Origin of the sequence: Sphaerisporangium sp. TRM90804 (assembly GCF_029846175.1) — a bacterium.
In the GTDB taxonomy this organism is placed as follows: Bacteria; Actinomycetota; Actinomycetes; order Streptosporangiales; family Streptosporangiaceae; genus Sphaerisporangium.
The window spans coordinates 194,906-218,951 of the sequence record NZ_JARWAC010000016.1; the positions used below are offsets into that span (position 1 = coordinate 194,906).

Annotated in this window: 21 protein-coding genes and 1 tRNA gene; 13 read left to right on the forward strand and 9 right to left on the reverse strand. The window is 71.0% G+C overall.

From position 1 onward, the window contains the following. The first annotated feature begins 132 nt into the window (after nt 1–132). Nucleotides 133–3,168: a helix-turn-helix transcriptional regulator gene (locus PYR91_RS21255; protein ID WP_279782076.1), complete on the forward strand. Its 3,036-nt coding sequence runs from the start codon at nt 133–135 to the stop codon at nt 3,166–3,168. A 33-nt stretch (nt 3,169–3,201) separates the two neighbouring features. Here PYR91_RS21255 and PYR91_RS21260 read toward each other — a convergent pair whose 3' ends face one another. Beyond that, nucleotides 3,202–3,597: a response regulator gene (locus PYR91_RS21260; RefSeq protein WP_279782078.1), complete on the reverse strand. Its 396-nt coding sequence runs from the start codon at nt 3,595–3,597 to the stop codon at nt 3,202–3,204. 249 nt (nt 3,598–3,846) lie between these two features. Here PYR91_RS21260 and PYR91_RS21265 point away from each other — a divergent pair, with 249 nt between their 5' ends. Continuing rightward, nucleotides 3,847–4,860, forward strand: coding sequence for a LacI family DNA-binding transcriptional regulator (locus PYR91_RS21265; RefSeq protein WP_279782080.1), 1,014 nt, complete (start codon nt 3,847–3,849; stop codon nt 4,858–4,860). Nucleotides 4,861–6,237: 1,377 nt separating this feature from the next. After that, nucleotides 6,238–6,705: a C40 family peptidase gene (locus PYR91_RS21270; protein ID WP_279782082.1), complete on the forward strand. Its 468-nt coding sequence runs from the start codon at nt 6,238–6,240 to the stop codon at nt 6,703–6,705. A gap of 260 nt (nt 6,706–6,965) precedes the next feature. On the opposite strand, the gene PYR91_RS21275 is transcribed toward PYR91_RS21270, so the two are convergent. Then, entirely contained in the window at nt 6,966–7,604 is a 639-nt protein-coding gene (locus PYR91_RS21275) for a class I SAM-dependent methyltransferase (protein WP_279782084.1), read from the reverse strand. A 108-nt stretch (nt 7,605–7,712) separates the two neighbouring features. Between PYR91_RS21275 and PYR91_RS21280 the strand changes: the two genes are divergently transcribed. Continuing rightward, on the forward strand, nt 7,713–8,321 hold the full coding sequence (locus PYR91_RS21280) for an HD domain-containing protein (protein ID WP_279782085.1): 609 nt from the start codon (nt 7,713–7,715) through the stop codon (nt 8,319–8,321). A gap of 377 nt (nt 8,322–8,698) precedes the next feature. Further along, nucleotides 8,699–8,773: transfer RNA gene (locus PYR91_RS21285), tRNA-Arg, on the forward strand. 193 nt (nt 8,774–8,966) lie between these two features. Here PYR91_RS21285 and PYR91_RS21290 read toward each other — a convergent pair. Both PYR91_RS21290 and PYR91_RS21295 read right to left on the reverse strand, forming a co-directional pair. After that, nucleotides 8,967–9,506, reverse strand: a complete 540-nt coding sequence (locus PYR91_RS21290; RefSeq protein WP_279782087.1) for an RICIN domain-containing protein — start codon at nt 9,504–9,506, stop codon at nt 8,967–8,969. A 243-nt stretch (nt 9,507–9,749) separates the two neighbouring features. Continuing rightward, nucleotides 9,750–11,177: a hypothetical protein gene (locus tag PYR91_RS21295; RefSeq protein WP_279782089.1), complete on the reverse strand. Its 1,428-nt coding sequence runs from the start codon at nt 11,175–11,177 to the stop codon at nt 9,750–9,752. A gap of 433 nt (nt 11,178–11,610) precedes the next feature. Here PYR91_RS21295 and PYR91_RS21300 point away from each other — a divergent pair, with 433 nt between their 5' ends. After that, entirely contained in the window at nt 11,611–12,525 is a 915-nt protein-coding gene (locus tag PYR91_RS21300; protein WP_279782091.1) for a hypothetical protein, read from the forward strand. A 122-nt stretch (nt 12,526–12,647) separates the two neighbouring features. On the opposite strand, the gene PYR91_RS21305 is transcribed toward PYR91_RS21300, so the two are convergent. Then, nucleotides 12,648–13,466 carry a hypothetical protein gene (locus PYR91_RS21305; RefSeq protein WP_279782093.1) on the reverse strand — a complete coding sequence of 273 codons (819 nt, stop codon included), beginning with the start codon at nt 13,464–13,466 and terminating at the stop codon, nt 12,648–12,650. Between the two features lie 973 nt (nt 13,467–14,439). Further along, nucleotides 14,440–14,847, reverse strand: coding sequence for a hypothetical protein (locus PYR91_RS21310; protein WP_279782095.1), 408 nt, complete (start codon nt 14,845–14,847; stop codon nt 14,440–14,442). Between the two features lie 122 nt (nt 14,848–14,969). On the opposite strand from PYR91_RS21310, the gene PYR91_RS21315 reads away from it, so the two are divergent. Together PYR91_RS21315 and PYR91_RS21320 are read left to right on the forward strand one after the other, a co-directional pair. Continuing rightward, nucleotides 14,970–15,329: a VOC family protein gene (locus PYR91_RS21315; RefSeq protein WP_279782097.1), complete on the forward strand. Its 360-nt coding sequence runs from the start codon at nt 14,970–14,972 to the stop codon at nt 15,327–15,329. Between the two features lie 198 nt (nt 15,330–15,527). After that, the gene (locus PYR91_RS21320) at nt 15,528–16,472 is read left to right on the forward strand and encodes a hypothetical protein (RefSeq protein ID WP_279782099.1); all 945 of its coding nucleotides are present in this window, start codon (nt 15,528–15,530) and stop codon (nt 16,470–16,472) included. Between the two features lie 117 nt (nt 16,473–16,589). Here PYR91_RS21320 and PYR91_RS21325 read toward each other — a convergent pair whose 3' ends face one another. Then, nucleotides 16,590–17,141: a helix-turn-helix transcriptional regulator gene (locus PYR91_RS21325; protein ID WP_279782101.1), complete on the reverse strand. Its 552-nt coding sequence runs from the start codon at nt 17,139–17,141 to the stop codon at nt 16,590–16,592. Between the two features lie 551 nt (nt 17,142–17,692). On the opposite strand from PYR91_RS21325, the gene PYR91_RS21330 reads away from it, so the two are divergent. Further along, nucleotides 17,693–18,304, forward strand: coding sequence for a helix-turn-helix domain-containing protein (locus PYR91_RS21330; RefSeq protein WP_279782103.1), 612 nt, complete (start codon nt 17,693–17,695; stop codon nt 18,302–18,304). Between the two features lie 250 nt (nt 18,305–18,554). Next, nucleotides 18,555–19,835 (forward strand): MFS transporter, encoded by a 1,281-nt coding sequence (locus PYR91_RS21335; RefSeq protein ID WP_279782105.1) that lies wholly within the window; start codon nt 18,555–18,557, stop codon nt 19,833–19,835. 116 nt (nt 19,836–19,951) lie between these two features. On the opposite strand, the gene PYR91_RS21340 is transcribed toward PYR91_RS21335, so the two are convergent. Together PYR91_RS21340 and vanY-N are read right to left on the reverse strand one after the other, a co-directional pair. Next, a complete protein-coding gene (locus PYR91_RS21340) occupies nt 19,952–20,437 on the reverse strand; it encodes an RICIN domain-containing protein (RefSeq protein WP_279782107.1) in 486 nt (161 codons plus the stop codon). Between the two features lie 100 nt (nt 20,438–20,537). After that, nucleotides 20,538–21,152, reverse strand: coding sequence for a D,D-peptidase/D,D-carboxypeptidase VanY-N (gene vanY-N / locus PYR91_RS21345; protein WP_279782109.1), 615 nt, complete (start codon nt 21,150–21,152; stop codon nt 20,538–20,540). A gap of 190 nt (nt 21,153–21,342) precedes the next feature. On the opposite strand from vanY-N, the gene PYR91_RS21350 reads away from it, so the two are divergent. Genes PYR91_RS21350 through PYR91_RS21360 form a run of 3 tightly spaced genes read left to right on the forward strand, consistent with a single transcriptional unit; the run spans nt 21,343 to nt 24,031 of the window. Beyond that, nucleotides 21,343–22,017 carry a response regulator transcription factor gene (locus PYR91_RS21350; RefSeq protein WP_279782111.1) on the forward strand — a complete coding sequence of 225 codons (675 nt, stop codon included), beginning with the start codon at nt 21,343–21,345 and terminating at the stop codon, nt 22,015–22,017. A gap of 8 nt (nt 22,018–22,025) precedes the next feature. Further along, nucleotides 22,026–23,501, forward strand: a complete 1,476-nt coding sequence (locus tag PYR91_RS21355; protein ID WP_279782113.1) for a HAMP domain-containing sensor histidine kinase — start codon at nt 22,026–22,028, stop codon at nt 23,499–23,501. After that, nucleotides 23,498–24,031: a hypothetical protein gene (locus PYR91_RS21360; RefSeq protein WP_279782115.1), complete on the forward strand. Its 534-nt coding sequence runs from the start codon at nt 23,498–23,500 to the stop codon at nt 24,029–24,031. Before PYR91_RS21355 ends, PYR91_RS21360 begins: the two co-directional genes overlap by 4 nt. Nucleotides 24,032–24,046 lie beyond the last annotated feature (15 nt).

A 24,046-nucleotide genomic window follows, 5' to 3' on the forward strand; every position in this document is an offset into this window, starting at 1 on the left:
AGGGCCACTTCCACCCCATGTGGCATCGGCGTCCCCCTGTGCCGCTCACCGCGTCGGCGGCGGGGCCGAGATCGCCGGGCCGCCCCCGCTGGGGCAGGGTGGTTGTCGGTGGGGCGTGGAATACTCCCGATCGTGGTGTGGCGACAGGCGCAAGGCGCTCTCATCGGGCGGTCGGGGGAGCTCGGGCGCCTGGCCGGCGTGCTCGACGCCGCCGCCTTGGGCCAGCCCGGAGTCGCGGTCATCGGCGGTGACGCCGGCATCGGCAAGACCCGCCTGGTCAACGAGCTGGTCAGCCGGGCGCGAGCCCAGGGCTTCGCCGTCCTCACCGGCCAGTGCGCCGAGCTGGGCGACGCCATGCCCTACCTCCCGCTGGCCGACGCCCTGCGCGGCGCCGCCGACGACCCCGTGCTCGCGCAGGCCGTCGAGGCCCGGCCGATCCTGCGCCGCCTGGTGCCCGGCTCCTGGGCCGACCTCGGGCCGGAGGCGGGGCCCGGGCTCACCCAGCAGCAGCTCTTCGGCTCGACGCTCAGCTTCCTGGCCGAGGTGTCGCAGACCGCGCCCGTCCTGTTCGTGCTCGAAGACCTGCACTGGGCCGATCGCTCCACCCGCGACCTGCTGGTCTTCCTCAGCCGCATGCTCCAGCACGAGCGCATCTGCGTCGCCGGCACCTACCGCACCGACGACCTGCACCGGCGCCACCCGCTCCGGCCGCTGCTCGCCGAGCTCAACCGCCTGCCCCTGGTGACCGCCGTCGAGCTGGGCCCGCTCGGCAGCGGCGAGATGGCCGACTACCTGGTCTCGCTCGGTGGCGCCGACGCCCAGGTCATCGGCGGCATCATCGAGCGCGCCGAGGGCAACCCGTTCTACGCCGAGGAGCTGCTGGCCGCCGAAGGGCTGCCGTACAACCTGGCGAACCTCCTGCTGGCCCGCGTCGAGCGGCTCAGCGACGCCGCCCAGCGGGTGCTGCGCGCGGCGGCGGTGGCCGGGCGGCGAATCGACCACGACATGCTCCAGAAGGTCTCCGGCCTCGACGGCCCGGTGCTTGAGGAGGCCTTGCGCGAGATCGTCTCGCGCGGCCTGCTGCTGCCCGACGGCGAGTACGGCTACGCGTTCCGGCACGCACTCCTGCGCGAGGCCGTCTACAACGACCTGCTGCCCGGTGAGCGCACCCGGCTGCACGGGGAGTTCACCCGGCTGGAGGGCTCGGCCGCCGAGCTCGCGTACCACTACCTCGCCAGCCACGACCTCCCCGGCGCGCTGGCCGCCTCCGTGGAGGCCGGGCGGCGCGCCGAGCGGCTGGGCGCGCCCGTCGAGGCCCACGGCCACTACGACCAGGCGCTCGCCCTGTGGCCCCGCGTCCCCGATGCCGAGAGCGTCGCCGGCATCGACCGCGTGCGGCTCGCCCTGCTGTCGGCCGCCGCGGCCGACGAGAGCGGCGACCCCCACCGCGCCGTCACCCAGATCCGCGAGCTGCTCGCCACCGAGCGGCCGACGGCCGAGATCTGGGAGCGCCTCGCCTACTACCTCATCGACTCCGACGCCGTGCTGGCGTCCATCGACGCCGCCAAGACCGCCGTCCACCTGGCCACCGAACAGGTCTCCCTGCCGGCACTTCCCGCCACCGCCGGGCCCCCGTCCCCGTCCCCGTCCGACTCCGCCGAGGCCGCCGCGCCGGGCACGGCCGGCACCTCGCCGTCCGGCCCCGCCGGCCCGCGGCCGGCATCGGCCGTGGGGGCGCTCGCCGGCCTGGTGGGCGCGGGCTGCGCCGTCGACGGCCACAGCACCGAGGCGATCGTGGCCGGGGCGGCAGGTCCCGGCGGGCGGGTCCTCGCCCGTGCCTTCGCCACCTATGCGCGAGCCCTCCTGTGGAGCTCCCGCCACGAGGAGGTGCACGAGCTGGCGGCCCTCGCCCTGGAGGCGGCGCGGGCGGCGGGCGTACGCGACGCCGAGTCCAGCGGGCTGATCTCGCTGGCGATGGTCGCCGACATCCAGGGCGACGGCGAGCGCGCCGAGGAGCTGCTGGCCCTGGCCAGCGGCATCCGATCGGGCGATCTCTCCATCGACCTCCGGGCGATCTTCCACCACGCCCGCGTCCAGTACGAGCACGGCAAGCTGGCCGCCGCGGCGGTCACCGTCGACCACGGGGTGCGCCTGGCCCACGAGACAGGCCTGTCGTGGAGCCCGTACGGCACCGACCTGAGGTTCCTCCGGCTGCTGATCCACTACGTCGCCGGCGAGTGGGAGGAGGCCGGCGCGCTGGCCGCCGGGTTCGCCGTCCGGGTGGGCAAGCTGCCCGAGGCGTACCTGTCGGGCTTCGCGCTGTTCGTCGAGGTCGCCCGGGGCGACGCCATCGTCGACGAGCGGCTGTCCTGGCTCAAGCCCTTCTGGGACGACCTGCTCGTCGCCTCCATCGTCCGCAGCCTGGCCGCCGAGCACGCGCTGTGGAACGGCGATCCGCGCCTTGCCCTCGACCACGTCGACGCGATCACCGAGGTCCTCGAACCGTTCGACCCCATCCTCATCCGCATCTGCGCCACGGGCCTGTGGGCTCTCGCCGAGCTCGGCGAGAGCGGCCCCCGCGCCGACGACCTCCTGCGCCGCGCCCATGTCGCGGCGACCACCGGCCCCGGCGGCGTGAGCGTCAGCGCGATGGGCGCCGAGGGCACGGCCTGGCTCGCCCGGGCCGAGGCCGAGTGGCACCGGGGCCGCGGCACCGCCGGCCCCGCGATGTGGAGGGCGGTGGCGGAGGCCTTCGACTTCGGCTTCGTCTACGAGGTCGCCCGCTCCCGCTGGCGCCTGGCCGAGTCCCTGCTGGCCGCGGGCGACCGCACCGAGGCGCTGGAGGTCTGGGAACAGGCCCTGTCCACCGCCACCACCCTGGGCGCCGCCCCCCTGGCCCGCGTCCTCACCGAGCTGGGCCGCCGCGCCCGCTTCGCCACGACCCCGGCGTCCCCGCCGTCCGAGAAGACCGCGCCCTCGCTGACCACCCGCGAACAGGAGGTCCTGGCCCTGGTCGCCGAGGGCCTCTCCAACCGCGAGATCGCCGAACGCCTCTTCATCGCCCACAAGACCGCGAGCGTCCACGTCTCGAACATCCTGGCCAAACTAGGCGTCTCCTCCCGCACCCAAGCAGCCGCCTACGCCCACCACGAGGGCCTGCCCTCCTGACCCTTCCGGGCGGCGGAAGCGGGTGGGGCGGCGTCAGGCGGGGGCGGTGCGGGCGGCCATGGCGAGCTCGTGCACGGCGTCGATCAGCTCGGCGGGGTCGAACGGCTTGGTGAGGTAGGCGTCGACGCCGATGCCGAGGCCGCGCTTCTTGTCGTCCTCCTGGGCGCGGGCCGTCACCATCATGATCTTTATGTGGCGGGTGGCCTCATCGGCGCGCAGCTTGGTGGCCGTCATCCAGCCGTCCAGGCGCGGCATCATCACGTCCAACGTGATCACGTCGGGTCGCACGGCCGCCACGCGGTCGAGGCAGTCCTGTCCGTCCGTCGCCGTTTCGACCTCGAATCCCTCAAGGGTCAGATTCACGGCGATGAGCTGCCGGATCACCTCGTCATCGTCCACGACGAGCACACGTCCCAGAACGTCTTCCACGGCCGCGAGGCTAACTCCTGAACCAGGCCTGCGTAAGCCTTTCCGGGAAGTTCCCCGTCCGGGACGGGGCTGGGAGGAGTCGCCGCCCGCAACCCCGGGGCGCCGCCGGCCGCACGCGGGCTCCCCGTTTCGGTGCCGTGGTCGACGGCCTCAAGGGCGAGGTGACCCGGCGCGGATATGATCATCAATCCAGAGGTTATTCCGGGGTGTCCCGCCCTAAACTATAGGTCGGGACATTACGGAGGAATCATGCCGAGGAATCAGGGGCGCACCACGCTGGCCACCGTCGCCGCCTCGGCCGGGGTGTCCGTCGCCACCGTGTCCAAGGTGCTCAACGGCCGGCCCGAAGTCGCCGCCGCCACTCGTTCGCTGGTGCAGTCGGTGCTGTCCCAGCACGGCTACGTGCCGCGCTCGCCCCGCCGCGACCAGCCGCCGGTGACGGCCACGGTCGAGGTCTGGGTGGACGACCTGTGCGCCTACTCCACCGAGGTCATCAAGGGCACGGTCGAGGCCGGCGTCGAGTCGGGCGTCGCCGTCGTCGTCACCTACCCGAAGGACCCGGCCGACGAGGGCGTCTCCTGGGCTCACGACCTGCTCGCCGCCGGTCGCCAGGCGATCATCACCCTGACCAGCACGCCCACCCGGGCCCAGCTCGGCGTGCTGTCGCGGGTCCACCTCCCGGTGGTCGTCATCGATCCGCTGAACCTGCCCGACTCCCTCGTGACCAGCGTCGGCTCCACCAACTTCGCCGGGGGCCTGTCCGCCACGCGGCATCTCCTGCACCTCGGCCACCGCCGCATCGCCTATCTCGGCGGGCCCGCGACGTCGACGACCAACCAGGCACGCATGCACGGCTACCGCGCCGCGATGGAGGCCGCGGGTGTGCCCGTCGTTCCCGAGTACGTCCGGACTCCGGGTTTCGGCTATCCCGACGGCATGAAGGAGGGAGCCGCCCTGCTCGACCTGGATCCCGCCCCGACGGCCATCTTCGCCGCCGGAGACGAGAGCGCCATGGGCGCCATTCAGGCCGCCAGGGCTCGCGGCCTGCGCATCCCCGAAGACCTCAGCGTCGTCGGCTTCGACGACACCGAGATCGCCACCATGACCTCCCCCCAGCTGACCACCGTCCGCCAGCCCCTACGCGAGATGGGCGCCGTAGCCCTGCGCACCGCCCTACGCCTGGCCGCCGGCGAGCAGATCGAATCCAGCCACATAGAACTGGCCACCAGACTGGTGATCCGAGGCTCCACCCGCCCCGCCTGATCGCAGAACCCTCCCGCGAGACTCGCCGCGACCGGCCGACCAGGAGCGGCGAGCGCGACGACCAAGCCGGTGCTCATCCCGACATGTCTGAGGCGACCGAGTAGTCGTCAAGACCTGTGCTGTGCTCCTGACAAGCGACGGCGGCTTCACGAACTGACGCCCCGAGCCCGACCAAGCCGCCGCATCCCCGGGCCGCTCGCCCAGAACGCCGTCATCGACCCGGGCGTGGAGGGAGCCATCAGCGCCGACACGCTGAGCCCAGACAAAGACGTGCCTTCTCGGCACGCGCTGCGACGGGCCTGCTCGGTGGCCGTTGGCGGATCACTTGGGAAGGCAAGCCTTCCGCCTGCCGCTCTTCTGAACCCGATCCACAAGTCCTGAGCATCGCTCCAGGCGACCCTCAGTGTTCGACCGCGTCGCCTGATCGTGGAGACCCCTTCTCCAAGGCTCGCTGCGACCGGCGTATGGGGTGCCGGCTCGCGATCGCGAGCGCCTCGGTGACATGGTCCGCGACCACTCCGGCACATCTGAATCGAATAGATCGAAGCGGCCCAGCGGTGACTTATCCACAGAGGCGGCTGGGCACCAGCCCAACGGTCCGTGTTCTTGCAGCTCAATGGTGATCAACGACAACCGGCGACTTTTCCACAGCGACGCGTTTTCCACAGAACTCAATTCGGCTGAGCGGCGAGCCGTTCCCCCGGCCGACCCTGGGTCTCGATACTCCGTTCGAGCCCAAGGAGGGCATCCGTGCTCACGATGCTCGTCACCACCGTCCTCGTCACCGGGACGGCCCTCTCCGGAGGTCCCGCCGACACCCCGCCCAGCCTCCACCCGTCCCGATGCGCCCACGTCAACCGGCTCTCGCAGCTTCACCTCGGCCCGCTCCCGCCCGGTCTCCCCGCCGTCCCCTGGCCCGGCCACTCACTCCCTTCATGGCTCCAGCACCTTCACGACCGCTGGCTGACCGAGCGCACGGCCATCCCCGCTTGGCTCCTCGATCCCAGTCGATCACAGCTCATCGAGAAGCTCGCGAGGGCCGCCGCCTGCAAGCTCGCGCAAGAGCCCGAACCGGCCCCACCCGCGGCCCGCCCCGCCCCGGGCCCACGGCGCCATATCGCTGAACCGGCCGGCGATGGCGAAGCGGGCCACTTCCGCCGAGGCCCGCGCCCGGCGCCGGAACGCCGGGAGTCGAGTGGCGGTACTCCACCCCACGCCCACGGCCGCCCGCTCCAGCGCCGAGCGCCGAAGTCGCCGAGGGGCGTCCGGCCCGCGTCCCGGCAAGCCCCCAGAGGCCCGGCCGGCTCCGCCCCAGCCTCTTCGCGACCGAAATCCCCGCGACCGAAAGGGGCCCGGCCCGCGTCCGCCCTCGCGTCCGTGCTCGCCCCCAGCGTGAAGCCCAAGCGGCCGTCGAAGCTGGTGAGCGGTCGTCCCCCGCTCGCACCCGGCACGGCGGCGCGGGGAACGGTCGCGGTCGCGGCGGCGATCCGTCAACTCGGCCGGCCCTATGTCTGGGGCGGCGGGTCGAGCAGCGGTGCCACCGGCGGCGGCTTCGACTGCTCGGGCCTGGCCCTTTACGCCTGGTCCCGTGCGGGGGTGAGCCTGCCCCACTACACCGGCAGCCAGTTCACGAAGGGCTCCAGAATCCCCTTCGCCAAGCTCCGCCCAGGCGACCTCGTCTTCTTCGGCGGCGGCACCGGCGACCCCACCCACGTGGGCATCTACCTCAAGAACGGCACCATGATCCACGCTCCCAAGCGCGGAGACGTCGTCCGCAAGGTCCACTTCGCCGACTCCCCGCACTACCGCGCCACCTACCGAGGCGCCATCCGCCCCCACAACTGACCACGACCCACACCGATGCGAGAAACCCCCAGCACCCGGCTCCACCGCCCCGGCACGCCCCACCAGGGGGCGGTGGAGCAACGACTCAGAAGCCCGAGCGACGCCTTCAGAGGGGCGGTGGAACCATGATTCAGAGTCCGGGAGACGCCTTCGCGCTGGAGAGACCGGCGTACTCGGCGGCGTTCCGTGGCGGCAGCCCGTCGCCGTGCTCATGGGCGAGCGACAGCACCGGCTTCCGCTTCCGGAACTCGGTGGCCGTCCTACTTGGCTTTGCGCATCAGCAGATGACCCCGGCGGAACCGTTCCTCCTCGCCCGGCTCACGCAGCATCCGGCCGACTTCCACGAAGCCGGCCTCGCCGGCGAGCCCCGCGAGGTCGTCGATCGGCCAACGGTAGGCGGTCACCACCCGGTGGTCGAACGCCGTCACCGGCTCACCTGCCGACTCGAAGAAGCCGAGCAAGAGATGGCCGTCAAGCGCGAGCACCCGCCGGAACTCGGCGAGGTACGACGGCAGGGCCCGAGGTGGAGCATGAATGATCGAGTACCAGGACACGATGCCTCGGAGCCCGCCGTCGGCCAGGTCCAGGGCATCCATCGACCCGACCTCGAACCGCAGGTCAGGGTAGGCCTCGCGGGCGAGCTCGATCATCACCGGCGACAGGTCGACGCCGAAGACGTCCAGCCCGAGATCCCGCAGATGCGCGGTCAGATACCCGGGCCCGCACCCCAACTCGGCGACCTGTCCGGCATCGGCATCCCGCACGACGTCGGCGAACGCGGCGATCATCGCGCGATCCAGCGGAAGAGCATCAAGCGAACCGCGGACGAGATCGGCGTAAAGGGCGGCCAGGGCATCGTAAGCGTCCGCTGTCGCACCAAGATGGGAGGGGTCAGTCACAAGCGAGGACCTTAGTACCGTGGCCGCGAACGCTCACCGGCATTGGGCGTACGCACGGCCCTGGCTAGGCTGCCCGCAGGAATAGCGCTCGGCTGTGGAGGTTGAGGCATGCTGGTCGAGGTTGCGGGGGTGCGTGCACCCGTGGGGAAGTCGGCTGAGGCGGCACGAACGGTCTGCGCGGAATACGCCGATGACGCGCTGTACCACCACTCCGCACGGTCCTACTTCTTCGGAGCGGCCTGGGCGCAGGCGCGCGGCCTCGACTTCGACCGCGAACTGCTCTTCGTCGCGGCGATGCTGCACGACCTGGCTCTCACCCCGCCTTTCGACAGCCACACGCTCGCTTTCGAAGAGGCCGGCGGCCACCTGGCCCGCGTCTTCACAGCAGGTCTCGGATGGCCGGCCGAGCGCCGCGACAGGGCGGCTGAGCTGATCGTGCTCCACATGCGGGACGACATCGCCCCGGAAGTAGACCTGGAGAGCCGGCTACTACAGGTGGGGACCAGCGCCGACGTATCCGGCACCGGCCTGGAGGCCTTCGACCCCTCCTTCGCGGCCACGCTAGTCGAGGCATACCCCCGGCTAGGCTTCGGCGAGTCCTTCGTCCGCCTGTTCCAAGACCAGGCAGCACGCAAACCGAGCTGCGCAGCCGCCTCGGTCCTGGCAGCGGCAGGATGGGGGGAACGGACCGCCAACCATCCGCTCGATCAGGGCTGAAGCCAGACATGTGCGAGGCGCTGTCACGCGGCTCCGCTCACCAGACGCCCAAGCACAGGCCTCCATCCCACGACGGTGGCCCCCAGGGTGCCGTCACTGATCGACTAGGAGCCGTGGAAGCCGCTGATTCCGCGCCGGTTCGGTGCTAGGTCGCCGGAACTCGGCAGGGCCGGCCCCCGCCTGCCACCAGCACCGCCGGTGCGGCGAATGCCGACCGGCCGCCCGAACACGTCGCACGCGAAGACCGGTGGTCGAAGGCCCGCCCACCGGACGAGCCAACATCGCTCCGCCCGTCCGTCACCCTCCGCCAAAGGCGATCACGCCCCCGTTTCCGTGCCGGACGACCTCCAGATACTGGTAGCCTTGGTCCTTGTTGAGCCCCCTTAGCTCAGGGGATAGAGCACCGGCCTCCGGAGCCGGGAGCGCAAGTTCGAATCTTGCAGGGGGCACCAGCGATCTAGCGTGTAGAGCGCAAAAGACCTGCGGCGACGCAGGACTTTTGCGCTCTCGCTGTGTTCCGTCGGGTGGTGCGAGGGCCGGCGTGGTCCCGAGATCACGTGCCCGCTGGTTATCGATCTTCAAGGCCCGTTCGATGCGTGATCGAGGGCGATCGCTGGGCCTGTGGATCTGCGCGTATGGGCTTGGTCAGGCGCCGAAGATGGACCAGCGCTGGTTGAAGCCGCTGGAGTCCTGGCGCTGGGTGATGAGCGTGCCGCTGGTGCTGCCGTCGGCCGTGGCTATCAGGCCGCTGTTGCGGTTCTCGAGCTTCAGGAAGGTCGCGTTGACCGAGAAGTCGCGGATCCACTGCTGGCTGAAGCTGCCGTCGCACGCCTTGACCATCAGGAGCGCGCCGCTCTGCAGCGACTTGCCGTTGACGTCCAGGCAGCCTCCGCTCCTGCTGGTGAACGTGAACGCGATGCGGTTGCCCCCGAGGTTGGCCACCTGCTGCATGGTCCACTGCTGGTTGAGGAAGACGCCGGTGTCCTGCAGCACGGCGATGCCGGTGGCGGACGAGGGCGGGGACTTGGCCATGGAAGTGGCCGGGGCGTTCTGCGGGGAGATGCGAACGTTCGTGGCCGCCTGCGCGGCACCGGACATGGGTCCGGCGACCACGGCCGCTCCGGCCATCGCCGCCGCGACGGCGGTGATGGCGGCCCCCCGGCGGACGCGTGAGATCGCAGACAAGGTGGTGCTCCTTCGTATCGCGGGCGAGGTCCGGGGTGACCGGTCTCACGCCCTGACGTCACGTCGGCGTGCCCCCTGGCTCGCCGACGAGTGAAGTAGACAACCGACCTGGGGCTGTGATCCGCGTACAAATACCCGCTGGCCGCCCAGGCGGTAATTCGCCACATTCCGAGTGCCGCGCCGTTCCCGTGCGAGGTGCTCTTGCATGCGGCGTTTCTCCCGGGGGGAAGGCGGGTGGGTTGGTTAGGTTCGGGAGAGGTTGCGGGTTATGCCGGTCGCTATGGTGGTGGCGAGGAGCCAGCCTGCGGCTATCAGCGCGTAGGCGATCCATTGGGGTGTGCCCGTTGGCTGGAAGGCGGCTTCCTGGTGGAAGTCGACGACCGGCAGGAGTAGGTCGAGCGTGTACATGGCCGGGTTGAACGCCGGTCCTTTTCCTGGCTCGACCGGTGCGGGGCGGTGGGTGGTGAAGTAGACGGTGCCGGCGGCCAGGAGCAGGGTCAGCCAGGCGGCTGCTCGCAGGGGGCGGTAGCCGTAGCCGACGATTCCGTCCTGGAGGTGGCCCCAGAGCCTGGCGTAGCCGGGCAGGGTGCGGCGCCGGTCGCGCTGCTTGGCCAGCAGGACCGTGCGCGCGTCCGCGTCCAGGCCGAGGCGCCGGTAGGCCGCGGCGAGTTGTTCGTAGGCGTGGGGCGTGGCGCCCTCGGTGTCGTGGGCCAGCCAGCCCAGCCGCGCCTCGGCCGGCAGTCGGGGGTCGAGGGCCTCGTAGACCAGACCGTCCTGGAGTAGCCGGCGGGGCCAGGTCGCCGGGTCGTCGCGGATCAGGCGCACGCGGGCGTGGTTGAGTTCCACCGTGCCTTCGACCGGATCGGTTTTCGGGAGCACCAGTTCGTTGGCTTGTAGGTGGTTAGCCCTGAGCGCCGACCGCACGGTGCTGGACAGACGTGCTTCTTCGAAGCAGACCCGGCTGTGAATGCGGGAGAACGAGATGTTGATCTCGCCGTCGGAGCTGAACCCGGCGCAGCAGTTCATGATCGCCCCGACGGTCAGGTCCATCGCACGTATCGTGCTTCCTCCGGGGTTGCTCAGCCGGGCTCCTTCGAAACGGATGGAACCCGCTATCTCCGCGCTCTTCAGCTCGATCTCGCCGAGGCAGGTGAACCCGTCATGGCCGATGACGTCGTCGCCGACCTGGAGCCGGGTGGCGTCGATCGCGGTTCCGGCGTGCTCGACGCGGGCTCCGTCCAGGATCAGCGCTCCGGAGATCCGTGTCCCGGCGAGCCGGATGACGCCGGTGGAACGGCAGCCGCGCAGCCGCAGGGTGCTCTCGATCGTCGCCGCCGAGATGAGCAGGCCGGGGAAGGACGAGCCGGACAGGTCGAGTTGGCGCAGCCGCGTGTTGTAGAGATCGGGTGCCGCGTCGAACCGGCAGTCCCGCAGCCGGATCGGGTGCCGGATGTCCGCGTGCTGGAGGTCCAGCACTCCCGTGACGCGGGCGCCGCGGACGCGCAGCGCGGGCAGCTCGCCGGCGGGGTCGTCGCGCTCGTCCAGCAGTAGGGCCCTGATCACGCTCGCCCGGATCACGGCGTCGTCCTGACCGGAGAGGTCCACCTCTCCGCCGTGCGGAAACGCTTCCTGGACGGCGATCTCGGCGGCCGACAGACCCTCGAAGGACATGACGCCATGGTTGACGAATCCGGCGGGCGCGGCCAGATGATTCCTCCGCCATTCCGATGGACCATTCCGGTGGGCGTCCAGGCTCGAATGCTGGATCGAGGTCACGACTGCGAGGCGCGGTCGCAGGACGCCCGCGTGCCGGTCGACACGGACAGCAGCGGTCGAGCCCGGACGGCCCCGCTGACGCGCCGGGCCAGATCCGCACCCGATGAGGTGACTCGGCTCGGCGAGCAGCGGAGCGGATCTCATCGCCGAGCGCGCGTCAGCCGGAGCGGTACGAGTGGACGAGGGGTGCGTTGGTTATTCAGCTGTGCGGGCGGTGGGGCGGATTTACCTTTTGTTGTGAAGGGGGCACGGGGTGACGGTTTTCAGGCGGGTTCTTGCGTATGGCTTGTCGCTTTTGGTGCATGGGGTCACGGTTCTGGTGATCCTGGTGGGGGGATGGGTCATCTCCCTGAACCCCGGCTTTCTGCTCGTCTGGCTGGTGGGTGGGCTGTTGCTCGTGATCGGGGTTCTGCTGTCTCCCCGGCCGCGGCGGCTCGGGGGGAACGCCGAAGTGGTGGAGCGCGGGTCGGCGCCGGAGTTGTACGGGGTCGCGGAGCGGGTGGCCGGGGCTGTGGGGGTGCGGCCGCCGGTGGCCGTGGCGGTTGAGGACCTGGCCATCGGAGCGGAGTATCCGCTGGTGGGCTGGCGTCGGCGGCCCGTCCTCGTCGTCGGGTTGCCCCTGTGGCTGGTGCTCTCGGCGCGGCAGCGGGTGGTGCTGCTGGCCAAGGCGTACACCGAGGAGAGAGGCGACGACCTCCTGGTCGGCGGGGCGCTGTGGACGCTGGCGCAGTGGCGTGAGTCGTTGATGAGCGGTCGGCCGCTGGCCCGGCGGGGGGAGACGCACATCTACATGGCGACCGTTCTCGGCGCGGCGGCTCCTCGCGGCTCCTACGACGCGGCGGGAACCCTCGGGCAGGTGTTCGGCAAGATGCTGGGCTGGCCCGTCCTGCTCGTGGAACGGGCCCTGCTCAGGCTCACCCGCGCGGACGACGGCCCGGCGCGGCGGGATCCGGCGCGGCTTCGTGGCGTCGTCACGGAGGCGGAGGTGGCACGGCTGGAGGAGCTGGTGGCCGCCAGGCGGTTCATGGCGCCGCTCCAGGCGGCTGTGCTGCGCGGGGCCACCGTGCCGGAGATCCGCCGGTCGGTGCCGGCCGGAGTGACCGGCTCGGGGGTGGACGGGGAAGGCGGTGCCACCCGGTTGGAGGGGGAGAGGCTCTTCACGGTCGGGGCGTCGGAAGCGGTCGATGTCGAGCTTGCCCGGCATTACTCGCGGGCGGTGCGGGCTTTCGGGCTGGTGTGGTGAGGAGCGTGCGGGCCTGACGGCGGACGGCCCCTGGCGGTACGCAGGTGCCAGGGGCCGTCGCCGGCTGGGTCAGCTTGGGGGGAACCGGTTGTCTTGGCTATGGGTACGCCGAGCCGGCCGGGTCAGCTTGGGGGGAACTGGTTGTTCTTGGCTACGGGCACGGCGAGCTGGCTGGGGCTGAACAGGGTGGCCTGCTCGGCCGGGAGGTGGCCGAGCACCGGGTTGATGTGGCGCAGCGTCAGGGTGACGGAGGGCGCGGTCGGGATGGAGAGGTCGAACTTCTCCAGGTCGATCCATCTGAGGATGTTGAGCACCTCGGTCGGGATGGTGTCACCGGCCTTCTGCACGGGCACGCAGAGCTGCCGGGCGTAGGTCACCTGGCCGGTTCTCGTCGGGATCACGTTGGTGAGGACGGGGTTGAGCTGCCGCAGGGACAGCTGCCGGTTCATCGGGTTGTTCGGCGTGATCGCGTAGCACATGATGTCGATGTGGGAGACCAGCGACATGATCTCGGGTGGGGGAACCGAGCTGTTCTTGACGACCGGCACGCACAACTGCTGCGGCACGTTCATCTTGACCTCATGGCGCGGCACGTTCTGGAGCACCGGGTTGAGATGGGTCAGCAGTAGGCCCGTGTCCGCGTTGCTCCCGGTGATCCGGTAGCACGCCAGGTCGACGAACCTGATGAAGTCGAGCGCGGGGCTGGGCGGTATCGAGGTGTTCTTGGCGACCGGGACGCACAGCTGCTGGCGCGGGCCGAGGACGACCGTCTGGGGCGGCAGGTTGCTGAGCACGGGGTTGAGGTGCCTCAGCGTGAGCGTGGTGGTCGGCGGCTGGTACGGGTTGGTCCTGAAGCATTCCAGGTCCAGGTACGACACGAAGTCCTTCGGAGTCGGCAGCACCGGGGCGGCGGCGGCGGGCGGCACGGAGAGGAATACCACGGCGAGAACCCCGAGGGCGGCGGATATCACTCGCCGCGTCGTCGATTTACTGCGCCCGTGAATTCTGATTACGGGTCTGTCCATTGTGCCTCCATCGGTCACGTTCGTGCGCTTTGCGCCTCCTGAGTGTGTGCCGATGAATTGCTCCTGACAATATCGACGCCCTATCTGGCCAGACCGGCTGTTTCGGCTGGTTTCCGACGCCGGTGATTCACTGCCGAAAGCCCGGTCGTCGTCGCCGTCCGGATCCTGTCGCGCGCTCGCCGGGTCGGCCGGCGGGAGACCTAACGGCGGAATGAAAACGATCGTGATGCGCTGGAGTCGCCGAGCCGATCCGAAAAGAGAATTCGTGGCCCGGAATAATGCGCGGGCCCCTGGGCGGGCGGTGGCTTCGGGGTGACCGGGCGGGGCGGTCGACGGGACGGCAGGCCGCCGGGGTGTTCAGGTGGGCGAGGACGGCGGACGGGCACCGGCTCGGCGTCCGGCCGGAGGGCGCTCGCCACGCGGATTCCCGCCCCCTCGGCTCTCGGGGAACCCGGATTCCCGGTTCGGCATCGGCAATCCGGCGGTTGGTCGTGGTTGGAGGAATTCGTGCTGTCTAACCTTAATGAGGGGAGACTGGGTGACGCTCCCGTTTCTCGACGCGGTGCTCTCGTCATGGCGGCGCGGTCCGCCCTGGCGTCACCTGCCGGTTTAGTGATCCGCGGACCGGGGCTTGGTCTTGCCGAGGTGATCTATCCGCTTTCTCGCGAGTAACGTCTTCGCCGTGAAGTCGCCCCGGCGTATGCCGGGGAGCCGGGTCGGTGCTTCTTAATCGGCACGCACGGTTTGAATCGACGAGAAATGGAGTGATCTCATGCTCAGGCATGTTCTGGCGGCCGGCGCGTTGGTGGCTGCCAGCCTTGTCGCCGGCGTCGCGATGTCGGCGCCCGCCGGTGCGAGCGTGGTCCGGGAGGAACCTTCCGCGCCCGGATCACTGCGTGGGAGCCATCCCTGCCCCTACGGCTATCACCACAGCTACTACGGCGGGGTGCACCGCTGCCACCGTGACCGCTTCGGGCCGTACGGTCACCACCACGGCCACCACGGTCACCACCACGGCCACCACGGTCACCACCACGGGGGCCATCACGGTCACCACGGCGGTCAGCACCATGGTCATCACGGCCATCACCACCCCGGCCACCCCGGTTACCCGGGCCACCCCGGACACCCGCACGGCCACCACCCCGGCAATCCCGGTCACCCGGGCCACCCCGGTCACCCGGGCCACCCCGGTCACCCGCACGGTCACCACCCGGGCCACCCGGGGCCGTTCGTGCAGCAGGACCAGGGAGGGCTGCCGGCCATGGGTGGGCGACCGGGTCCGCAGGGGCGGCACGACGGGGCCGGTTACGCCGTTCCCCGGTAGTCCGCAGGTCGGCCGACCTGTGGCGGCCGGGCGTGGGGCCGCGATGTCCGTACCTGTCGGGGGGTGTCAGGTATGGCCGTGAGGATGAGGGCATGACGACACGAGCCAAGCTCATCGCGGTCACTCTCGACTGCGCCGAGCCGAAGAGCCTTGCCGAGTTCTACTCAACGATCACCGGATTCGAGGTGCAGTACGCCGAGGCCGAGTACGCCGGCATCGGGGACGGGGTCACGAGCATCTACTTCCAGAGGGTGCCCGACCGCAGGCCGGGGTCCTGGCCCGGCCCGGACAAGCAGTTCCATCTCGACTTCCGCGTGCCGGACGTCGAGAAGGCCGTGGCGGAGTACGTGGCCCTGGGGGCCACCAGGCCGCAGTTCCAGCCCGGCGACGGGTGGGTCGTGCTCGCCGACCCGGAGGGGCACCTGTTCTGCGTGTGTCCCGAGCGTTCCTGACCCGGCCGCGGGCGATCCCGAAGGCCGTCCCGCGCGTTTCCGGCGGCCGTGAGAACCGCGCGGGAACGGCCATGGATGATTCGCGTGGCCTCTCGTAGGATCCGGGTTGACGGCGATGGCGGCTCATCGCGCGCGGACGTTTCCGGTCCGGCGCCGAGGGGGCCGGGGCCGCCTTCGGAATCTCGATGGGGAGAACGCATGAGGTCTTCTTCGGCTTCTTACGGGCGGCGGGCCCTTCGCGGGCTGTTATCCGGCGCGTCGGCGCTGGTCCTGGCGCTGGGGCTCGGGGCGGGGGCCTCGGCCGCCGCGGAGCCGGGGGAGACCACGACCATCGGGGAGCCGGGACGGCTCACGCTCACCGTGCCGAAGAGGGTGGCCGCCGGGGAGACGGCGGTGTTCGACATCGCGTACACCAACACCAGCGGCCGGTTCCTGGAACGTGCCGAGATGGAGTTGTACGTCGACCGCAGCGTCTACGGGGGCGCGGTCGACCACGCCGCGTCGACCTGGGCCGACGAGAACGGTCACACCCAGAGCGTCGAGTGGGACCCGCCCTCCTGGCCCGACAAGCTGAAGATCACGTGGACCGGCCTCCAGCCGGGGGACTGCGAGCGCCTGCTGCTCTCGCTGCCGTTCCGCCCCACCTACCAGGGGAACGCGCTGCTGTTCACGGTCGGCTGGATCGAGTACCACCAGGACGGCGCCGACCAGTACCAGCTGGGCAGCGTGTACGTCAACGAGGGCGCTCCCGCGACCGACCTGGCCGTGACGATGGCGGTCACGCCCCTCGGGCGGCCCACCGCCAGGCTGACCGCCACCGTCACGGTCGTCAACAACGGCCCCACCGACGCCGCCCCGGCCTACCTGTACTTCCGGACCTCCGCCGCGTTCCGCCCGCTCGACATGCCGGGCTGCGTGGCCACCGGCAGCGGCGTGAACGAGGTCAGATGCACCCTGGAGACCCTTCCCGTCGGCGGCTCGGCGACCAGGCAGGTGGACGTGCGCCTGAAGGCGAAGGCGGAGCTGAACGGCTCGGAGGGCGTGAGCGCCAACGTCCACGCCCTGCCCCAGGAGGAGGTGAACGACGGCGACAACGTCGCCTCGGTCTGGTGCACGCGTCACAAGAAGAGGATCCGCTGCTGACGCTCACGCCGTAGCCCGCCGGAGTGCGGGCCGGGGCATCGGCGGCCGAGCCGTGCGGGTCTCGGGTGGAGGCCGGGGAGCGCGCGTTCGCGGAAGGCGGCGGCGAGGCGCGGGCGGTCAGGCCGTGCGGGACTCGGTGTAGGCGTCGGTGATGCGGCGCTCCAGGAAGGCGACGCTGTCGTCCACACTGACCAGCCGCCAGCCGCACGCGGCCTCGCGGTTGAGGACGTCGGCCCACAACTCCTCGACCGCCAGGCGGGCCTCGCGGTACAGGCGCATCGTCTTGTACTCGAACTTGGTGTCCCCGTCGGGCACGTCGGCGGGCGACCAGGGGGACTGGTCGGCGGCGTCGTCGGCGTAGGAGAACACGGTCAGGTGCTCGCCGCGGCGCCTGCCGTTCGCGGTGTGGTCGCCGCCGTGGTGCCTGGCGGAGCTCTCGAAGACGGTGCGGTCGCGGCCGTGGATCCGCAGGGCGTCGGCGAGCAGCCTTATCGTGTCGCCGCGGGGGCGTTCGGCCCGCCCTCGTTCGAGGTCGCGTATCGCGCGGGTGCTGATCGTCGAAAGGTCGGCCAACTGCTGCTGGGTGATCCCGGCACGGGTGCGAAAGTATCGGAGCAGGTCGCAGAACGTGTTCTTGTTCACCTCGGGCACCTCAGAGATAGTGGTCATTCACTTTATGTCTAAACGTTCGGCCCGAATCAGCCGAACCGCCTGACGTGTCATCAACATGTGCGTGATTCCCGTTGATCGACGTGATGCTTTTCTCTGGACGATCTGCGATGACCGTGCCCATATCGTCCCCGCTGGTGACGCTGTGTTTCCGGGCGCCGGCCTGGCCGACCGGGACATCAGGTCACTGGATCCATCATGGGAGAGCCTGGCGACTTGTGCAAGGTTCCTTGCGCAGTTGCGCGAGTCAAGGTCACGAGTAGGCAACGGAATGCGGATTTCCACTGTTTCCGCTGGTAGGGGGCGTCTTTAGCGGGCAACCGAAGGCTACTCGGTGGTAGGTGTCGCCGGTGTGGCGGCGGAGGGGGGACGCTGTGTTCTCGCTGGTTAGCCGGGGAATCATGCAGCCTGAATCATTATGTAACGAAATCATAACTATCGTACAAGAAATCTTGAATAACTCAGCGTAGTCATCCTACGGTAGGGAACGTGTACATAACGCGCCCCGGCTAGCTATGTCAGGTGATCCCGTGAAACGCGAAGAGCCGTCAGTGAGAACCGGAGATGTCGCGGCCTTGAAGGCCTTCGCGCATCCCCTGCGCATCCGCCTTTACTACGCCCTCAGAAATGCCCGGGCCGCCTCGGTGTCCTATCTGGCGAACAGCGTCGAGGCGCCGGTGGCACAGGTCAGTTATCACCTGCACCAGCTCAACCAGCACGGGTTCATCGAACAGGCGCCGCAGTACGCCCGCGACGGGCGCGAGCGGTGGTGGCAGCTCAGCGAGAAGCGGCTCGGCTGGGACGACTCCAGCCTGCTGGACGAGCCCGAAGCGGCGGCGGTCGCCGCCACGGTGAAAGGCAGCGCGCTCACCGAGCAGTTCAGGATCATCAGGGACTTCCACGCCGAGGACGACCGCGAGTGGGACCCGGCCTGGCTCGACGCCGCGTTCATGACCGACGGGATCATCGATCTCACCCACGACGAGCTCTCCCGGATGAACGCCGAGCTCATGTCGGTCGTCGACCGCTACGCCGCGCTGGGCGCCAAGTGGCGCCAGACCTCGCGCACCGCCACCCGCCCGGGCGCCGAGAGGGTGATGTACGTCCTGCACGGGTTTCCGGTACGACGGACCTGGAAGACGGACGGCGGCGCCAGGCGCTAGCCGTCCACACCGGACGGGCGCCTGAGCGCCCGCGGGACGGCCGGCCCCGGCCTCCGCCCGCACCGGCCCACACGCCCGGGCCCGCCGCGCCCCGGCGAACACGAACGCGACGAAAGACGAACGCGACGAAGACGGCCTGTCCGCCGCGCGCCCACATCACCTGCCGTCCACGGGGTAGTCGGGAGACCGACCTGCCCCCATCCAGGTGTGCGCGTTGCCCCGGGCACAAGGCGACGGGAGATGTGATCGCATGAGCGTCCAGGCAGACCAGCCACTGGTCCATCCGTTACGGCAGCCCCCCTTCTTCCGGTTGTGGGCCGCCAGTTTCTTCACCGAGGTCACGCGGTGGTCCCTGCTCATCGCGCTCCCGCTGTACGCGCTGAGCGTGACCGGCTCGGCGCTGATCACCTCGACCGTCGCCATGCTGGGGTTGCTGCCGAGCCTGGTGCTCACGCCCGTCGCCGGCATCTTCGCCGACCGGTGGAACCCCGCCACGTTCATGGCGTGGCTGGCGATCGTCCGCGCGGTCCTGCTCCTGCCTCTGCTGCTGGTGCACGACGAACGGCAACTGTGGATCATGTATCTGGTGGTGGCGGCCGAGGCCGGCCTCACGGCGATGTTCGAGTCGGTGAAGAACGCCCTGCTGCCGACGCTGGTCGCCCGGGAGCAGCTGGTCACCGCCAACGCCACCATCAGCCTCAATACCAACCTCGGGCGCCTGGTCGGCAGCCCGCTCGGCGGGTTCACGCTCACGCTCGCGGGCATCGGCGGCGTGGTCGTCACCGCCGTGGTGCCGCTGGTGCTGACGACGCTGCTCGTGGTGACGATGAAGGTCGGCCGCGCGGTCAAGCCCCCGGAGCAGCAGCCGACGGCGTTCTGGCGCGAGTCCGTGGCGGGCCTGCGCACGGTCTGGGCCACCGCGCGGCTGCGCGCGGCGGCGGTGATCATCGCCTTGATGTCCGTCGCCCAGGGGATGTTCGTCATCCTGTTCCTGGTCTTCGTCACCGACCTGCTCGGGGGCGGGGAGTCCGAGGCCGGGGTGCTGCGCGGCGTCCAGGCCGTCGGCGGGCTGCTCGGCGGCGCGCTGGCCGGGCTGATCGCGCGCAAGCTGAACGTCCACGGCTTCGTCTCCTACGGCCTGCTGGTCTTCGGGTTCATCAGCATCGCCATCTGGAACTCCGCCCTGCTGACCACCGCCCTGTGGGTCTACGTCGGCCTGTTCACGATGGCCGGGGCGCCGGGGGTGTGGGTGATGGCGGGCTGGTTGTCGATCGTGCAACGGGCGACGCCCGACGGGCTGCTCGGCAGGGTGATGAGCAGCCTGCTCGCCCTCTCCGACGGCCTGCAGGCCCTCGGCATGCTGCTCGCCGGCCTGCTGATCGGCGCCATGCCGATCGTCGCGCTGCTCAACCTGCAGGCGGCGCTGCTCCTGCTCGCCGGGGTCCTGGCCTGGCGCATGCTGGGCGGCGACCCCGGCACCGACGCGGCGGCCCCGGTATCCGAGTCCGCGAGCAGTGCCCACATGCCCTGACCCCGTCCAGAACCGGTCTCGTAGCCACGGGCCGTGTCATGAGCCCCGGCGGCGTCGCGCTCGGCCTCCGGGTCCTGTCCACGGCGCGAGAAGCCGGCCGAGTCCTTGAACTTCGCTCACGTCCAGCCCCACCGCTGGTTGTTCCCCCCACGGCAGGTCCACTGGCCGACCCGGGCCCAGTCGGCCGTGCTCCAGCCCAGGACCTCCAGGCACTTGCCGCTGTGGAGGTTGCCGATCAGCCCGGCGGAGGTGTTCATATACCACCGCTGGTTGTTTCCCCCGTGGCAGGTCCACTGACCGGCCAACGCCCCGTCGGCCGTGCTCCAGCCCAGGATCTCCAGGCACTTGCCGCTATGAACGTTCTGGATCAGCCCGGTGGTGTAGCTGTAGTTCCACTGCTGGTTGTTCCCGCCGTGGCAGGTCCACTGACCGGCCTCCGCCCAGTCGGCCGTGTTCCAGCCGAGGATCTCCAGGCACTTGCCGCTGTGGAGGTTGCCGATCATCGTGCGGCCGGCTGATGGCGCCGCGGCGCCGGACACGGCGGAGGTCGTGCCGGTCAGGAACACCGTCGCGGTGACCAGGACGACCGACGCCGACCTCATTCTTCGAATGGACGTGAACATTGCGACTCCCGCGTGCTGGAACGATTCGTCCCACAGATGCTGGCGCTCGCAAGCCGGGTCCGCATGGGTAGCCCCCTACTCAGGCCGCGATCGAGGAGGCCGTGCCGGGCGCCGGGCGCCTCGTCCGTCCGGTCCCGGTCTCGATCGTGCGGGCCACGCCGGGGTGGGGCCGTCGTGGTGGTGGCGTGCCGCCGGTGTCCGGGCGGTGCTCGAAGTGCCACCACTCGTTGTCGTACATGCGGTAGAGATCGTGGCGGGCGCCGTGCTCCTCAAGCCAGCGCGCGCCCTCGTGGGGTCGCACGTCCAGGGCGACACCCCTGACGTGCGCCGACTCCGCCGGTGGCAGCACGAGCATTCGCGCCAGGGCCGGGGAGCCGGAGCGGCGCACCTCCTCGTCGAACATCCGTTGCTGGACGAGGGGATCGCGGTATCCCGAGGTGAGGCCGATGAGCTGGCCGTGACGCCAGAGCGCCTCGGTGCGCGCCGCGGTGAACGCCGCCAGGGCGCCGTCGGTGAGCCCGGTGAGGTCCTCGGCGGGGAATCGCATCCGCAGCGCCCAGCTACAGGCCAGTTCGCGGGCGCGGCCGGGACGGCGGACGCACGCCGCGGGCAGCAGGAGCACGGCGAGCACCAGCGTGACCACGGCGAACAGCCGGTCCCGGGGCCGAGGTGGGAGGGGACGCGCTTCGTTCATGGCGACTACGATTGGCGCCGAATATGCGTGCTTCGTCCCGCGAATGTCACCGTCTGTCGACGGCGGCGAGCGCCGGCGCGGCCGTGACACAACCATGACATGGCGGGGACGAGGCGGGGACACGGCCGGACGACAGTGGACCGGGACGACCGGCGGGCGAGTTACGGAGCGTGCTGTGAAACTCGGCGGCGTGTCGCGAGTGTTGCTGATCGAGGACGACCCGGCCGTGCGGGAGGGCCTTGAGCTGGCCCTGACCCGGCACGGGCACCGGGTGCACGCCGTGGAGTCCGGCGAGCAGGGGCTCGACCGGCTGCGTACGGAGCTTCCCGACGTCGTCGTGCTCGATCTGATGTTGCCCGGCATGGACGGGTTCGAGGTCTGCCGCCGCATCCGGGCCGCCAGGGAGGTGCCGATCATCATCCTGACCGCGCGCGGCGACGACATCGACGTGGTGGCCGGGCTGGAGGTCGGCGCCGACGACTACGTGGTCAAGCCGGTGCAGCCCAGGGTGCTGGAGGCGCGCATCCGCGCGGTGCTCCGGCGGATCGGCCGCGACCAGGCGGAGATGGAGCGCTACGGGGACCTGACCATCGACCGGGCCGGGCTGGTGGTCGCCAACCGCGGTGTGCCGGTCGCCCTCACCCCGACCGAGCTGCGCCTGCTGCTTGAGCTCTCCGGCACGCCTGGCCGGGTGCACAGCCGCCAGCAGCTGCTGGAGTCGGTGTGGGAGCACGGGTACTTCGGCGACTCGCGTCTCGTCGACGCGTGCGTGCAGCGGTTGCGCGCGAAGATCGAGGACGACTCGGCGGCGCCCGTCTACGTGCAGACGGTGCGTGGGTTCGGATACCGGTTCGGGCCGGTGTGAACCGGCCGGTGGCGCCTCGGCCGAGCCTGGGGCTGCGCGCGCGGCTGATGTTCGCGTTCGCACTGCTGTGTGTGATCACCACGGCGGCGGTGGCCGGCGGGATCTACGTCCAGGCCCGCGTCGCCATCCTGCAGCGGACCCAGGACGCCGCGGTGCAGGCGATGAGGAGCCGCCTGCAGGCGCTCTACCCGCTGCGGGATCCGGCGCCGGACGCGGCCGAGCTCGGCCGGATCGCCGGCGCCGTGGCCGAGGGGGACGACGACGCGCTCGCCCTCTACCACGGGACGCGCTCGCCGGCCGGCCCCGGCAGACCATGCCTGCCCTTCGGCAGGCCGTGCCGGCCTCGCCTGGATCCCGAGGTGATTCCCGAGGCGCTGCGGCGGGAGGTGGCCGGCGGCCACATCGCGTGGCAGCGCGTGGTGTGGCTGGACGGGCCCCACCTGATCATCGGCACGCCGTTGCTGATCGTCGACCCGGACCGCACGGCGCGGGCGTCCGGCATCGAGGTCTACCTGGCGCAGAGCCTGGCTCCCGAGCAGCGCAGCATCGACGGGCTCGCCGCGTCGGCCTGGCTCACCGGCGGGGCGGCCCTGGCGTTCGCGGTCGTCCTCGCGTTGCTGGCCACCCGGGGCGTGCTGGGCCCGGTGCGTGAGCTCGGCCGGGCGGCGCGCCTGCTGGGCGAGGGCGAGATGCGGGCCAGGATCGCGGTCCGCGGCTCCGACGAGCTGGCCGACGTGGCGCGCACGTTCAACGACACCGCCGCGGAGCTGGAACGGCACGTCAGGCAGCTCCGCGAGATGGAGGCCGACGCCCGCCGGTTCGTGGCCGACGTGTCCCACGAGCTGCGCACCCCGCTGGCCGCGCTCACCGCGGTCGCCGACGTCCTCGACGAGGAGGCGGCCGGGCTGCCCGAGCCCGCGGGCAGGGCCGCCCGGCTGGTCAGCCAGGAGACGCTCAACCTCACCGGGCTGGTGAACGACCTCATCGAGATCAGCAGGTTCGACTCCGGCGTGGCGGCCCTCGCGCTGAACGAGGTCGACGTGGCCGAGCTGGTGCGCGCGACCCTGCGTACGCGGGGCTGGCCGGAGCGGGTGGGCACCGAGCTTCCGTCCGCGGTGCGGGCACGGCTGGACCCGCGCCGGGTGGACGTCATCCTCGCGAACCTGGTCGGCAACGCCCTGCGGCACGGCGAGCCGCCGGTGTCGATCCGGCTTCGCGCCGACCCGCGGTGGATCACCCTGGAGGTCCGCGACCACGGGCCGGGGCTGGACGAGGCGGTGCTGCCGCGCGTGTTCGACCGGTTCTACAAGGCCAGCGCGGCCAGGGCCAGGTCAGAGGGCAGCGGCCTCGGCCTCGCCATAGCGCGGGAGAACGCGCGCCTGCACCGCGGCGACCTCACCGTCGCCAACGCCCCGGACGGCGGCGCCGTCTTCACCCTGCGCCTGCCGAGCCGGGCACCCGATCAGGACGGAGGCGCCGAGTGAGGACCGGGCTCGCCCGCCGCGTGCTCGCCGCGGGCCTCGTGTCGCTCGTCGCCGTGGCCGGCTGCGGCGTGCGGCCCAGCGACGCCATCAGCGCGGGCGATCCGCCGAGCGGACCCGTCGCACCACCCGTGAAGATCACCCTCTACCTGGTGAAGAACGGCCGGCTCAGCGCGGTGACGCGGCCGGGCCCCCCACTGTCCCCGGCGGACACGCTCACGCTGCTGGCCGCCGGGCCCACCGCGGCGGAACGGGCGGACGGGCTCACCACCGACGTCCCCACCGGAGCCGGCCCGATCTCGGTGACCGCCGAGCCGGCGGGACGCCTGCTGGTGACCCTGTCCACACCGGCCGGCGAACTGTCCGCGACGGCCGTCGCGCAGATCGTGTGCACGGCCGCCGCCGCGGCGCCGGAGAGCCCCGCCCGGATCACCGTCGTCGGCGCCGGGCGGAGCGGCGGCCCCCGAAGCTGCCCGGGTGACGGTGGCGACTCACCCCGGGTTCCACGAGAGCCGGACGCCTCACGTACCTAGTGCCTCCCGGCGCCC

Coding starts and splice junctions, on each gene's coding strand:
- PYR91_RS21265 (WP_279782080.1), top strand. CDS start 3,847: ATGCCGAGGAATCAGGGGCGCACCACGCTGGCCACCGTCGCCGCCTCG.
- PYR91_RS21280 (WP_279782085.1), top strand. CDS start 7,713: ATGCTGGTCGAGGTTGCGGGGGTGCGTGCACCCGTGGGGAAGTCGGCT.
- PYR91_RS21295 (WP_279782089.1), bottom strand. CDS start 11,177: ATGTCCTTCGAGGGTCTGTCGGCCGCCGAGATCGCCGTCCAGGAAGCG.
- PYR91_RS21315 (WP_279782097.1), top strand. CDS start 14,970: ATGACGACACGAGCCAAGCTCATCGCGGTCACTCTCGACTGCGCCGAG.
- PYR91_RS21320 (WP_279782099.1), top strand. CDS start 15,528: ATGAGGTCTTCTTCGGCTTCTTACGGGCGGCGGGCCCTTCGCGGGCTG.
- PYR91_RS21325 (WP_279782101.1), bottom strand. CDS start 17,141: ATGACCACTATCTCTGAGGTGCCCGAGGTGAACAAGAACACGTTCTGC.
- PYR91_RS21335 (WP_279782105.1), top strand. CDS start 18,555: ATGAGCGTCCAGGCAGACCAGCCACTGGTCCATCCGTTACGGCAGCCC.
- PYR91_RS21340 (WP_279782107.1), bottom strand. CDS start 20,437: ATGAGGTCGGCGTCGGTCGTCCTGGTCACCGCGACGGTGTTCCTGACC.
- vanY-N (WP_279782109.1), bottom strand. CDS start 21,152: ATGAACGAAGCGCGTCCCCTCCCACCTCGGCCCCGGGACCGGCTGTTC.